The organism is Pseudoalteromonas sp. SANK 73390, from assembly GCF_054966645.1.
Window position 1 is genome coordinate 1 of sequence record NZ_ARPN01000168.1, and the last position, 1,991, is coordinate 1,991.

Genomic DNA, 1,991 nt, shown 5'->3' on the forward strand with positions numbered 1-1,991 from the left:
TCGCCATGTTAGCTGCCTACCTTTTGACCAGATAAATAAAAGATAGGCGATGAACAAAAAACAAGCAAATAAAAGTGGGTGTCATGTTTATTCTACCTTGGATTAATTTACGGGGATTTTGGCTTGAACAAGCCGGGTTTGAAATTGGGGCGCCTTACACCATTGAGGTGTATGACAAGAAGTTGGTTTTTACTGTGGTGTAAATAATTAGCCCCGCGAGTGCGGGGCTAATTATTTAAAGTTATTCCATATTCATTAAATTACGGTAACTTTGAAACACCTCAATAGCTGAGGGGTCATCTTCAACAAGCCTTTCATAAAAAGAAGGGTCATTTGCCCACTCCTCAAAAACCATCGAGGACATTACCCCATCAGGATAGGTTACTGTTGAAAGCCTCCAGTATGACGATGGTCTGCCATCGACAACATCAAACAACTCAGCGGGATATGGTGATGGACTTTCATCATCGTCATCCAAACACAGGTAATACCACGGTGAATTATCTCTAAAGAGTACACCGTAGACACAGTACTCCTTATTTTTTTCTAAATTTAATTGTCCGTCTGACAAGCGAATATATTTTTTCAAACGCTCCACAGTCGAACTATCTTTAAGATCAAAAATATTATTGATCGTACACAAAACTTTCATCTAATTAATTACCTTTTGCCCGCTTCTCTGACTTTTTCATAGTTATTGATGTAGTTAGTACTATGCTTTTTAAACTTGAAATCCATCGTATTTCCGTCGGCATCTCGAACATAGTGGACATTGGATTTTTTACCTCCAGCAGAAATAGTTTCAAGCTCCATTTTCTGCATCCCTTTGTATTTTGGATCACTCAAGTTTTCAATCTTAACTATCCCTTCACCTCGTTTAGCGGCATCCAAAGTCATTTGATCCTGCACACTTTTGGGCTTACGGCTTATTACATTCCCAAACTTGTCTACTTCCTTTGCAACATCACTAACCACATCCACCGCTTTGTCCCCAATCCTCCCTATCGCTTGTAACTTCTTACCTGCGTAGTGAGTACCAAAGGTCAATATAGCACTACTAACACCCTCTGTTTTTAAAGATTCCAAAGCTTCATTAATCGCTGGAATTGGATCTATAAAGTTGTCATAAACCCAGTCTTCTGCAGAATCTAAAGGCCCGTCGAATAGAGCAGGATTCATATAATCCTGCCCTTCTGTATGCCGCTCTAACGCCGCTTTCGACTCACCTTCTTTCGCTTCAACATTACGGTTAACATTTTGCTCTGAAACCCCAGAAGTCTCCCCCGCCCGCTCAGTATTCTCAATATTTGAGTTATCTACACAGCCGAAATTAAACACCCAGTCATTTTGGCTACAAATATACCCCGTTGGATCGGTATAGCTCAATGGGTTATTAAACACATAAGTATAACGGTTAAAGCTTTGTGCCGATGTTGGCTCTTGTACAAATGGGTCTGCCTGCATAAAACGCCCCAATGTCGGGTCATAAATACGACCGCCCATATGGATAGCTTCAGCATGGTCGACATGCTCATGACCTGTAAAGCCCTTCTCCGTAATATCCAGCGCATTTTGTACACTCGAGTCGGTATACAGCTGCTGTATCTTACCCCACGTTAATCCATCTCGACGGCGACCAAAGGCATCGTAGCTTAGGCGTTCAATTAATGCGCCATCTTCTGCGGTGATAACATCCGTTGACCCCAAGTGGTCTTTGTACATATATCGTGTTGTTTGTCTGTGCCCTGTCACTGTCGCGATGGCAAAGTCACCAATATAACGACGATATTGCTTGCTACCCGGCTCTATAACCACCTCAGTATTACCTGCATAGTACGTTGTGGTTGTTTTATCCCCTTCTATATCAACTCGCTGGAAACGACTATTTGTCGCATCGTATTTAAATTCTGTTTGTGCCTTTTGCGACACAATACGCGTTGGCTTATCAAAATAGCTATACCACACTTGGCGTATTCGTGTGCTGCCATCAC

General features: G+C 41.9%; 3 protein-coding genes. 1 reads left to right on the top strand and 2 read right to left on the bottom strand.

The genetic code is table 11. The annotated features are described in order from the left end of the window. The first annotated feature begins 83 nt into the window (after positions 1-83). Positions 84-203 (top strand): SymE family type I addiction module toxin, encoded by a 120-nt coding sequence (locus tag SANK73390_RS19130; RefSeq protein ID WP_462767960.1) that lies wholly within the window; start codon positions 84-86, stop codon positions 201-203. Positions 204-241: 38 nt separating this feature from the next. Here the strand turns inward: SANK73390_RS19130 and SANK73390_RS19135 are convergent, their stop codons facing one another. Together SANK73390_RS19135 and SANK73390_RS19140 are read right to left on the bottom strand one after the other, a co-directional pair. After that, a complete protein-coding gene (locus SANK73390_RS19135) occupies positions 242-652 on the bottom strand; it encodes a hypothetical protein (protein ID WP_462767961.1) in 411 nt (136 codons plus the stop codon). An 8-nt stretch (positions 653-660) separates the two neighbouring features. Continuing rightward, the coding region (locus SANK73390_RS19140) for an RHS repeat domain-containing protein (RefSeq protein WP_462767962.1) at positions 661-1,991 on the bottom strand (1,331 nt) is incomplete at its 5' end.

What these genes read in the sequence shown, in the direction of transcription:
- SANK73390_RS19130 (WP_462767960.1), top strand. Translation starts at nt 84, where the DNA reads ATGTTTATTCTACCTTGGATTAATTTACGGGGATTTTGGCTTGAACAA.
- SANK73390_RS19135 (WP_462767961.1), bottom strand. Translation starts at nt 652, where the DNA reads ATGAAAGTTTTGTGTACGATCAATAATATTTTTGATCTTAAAGATAGT.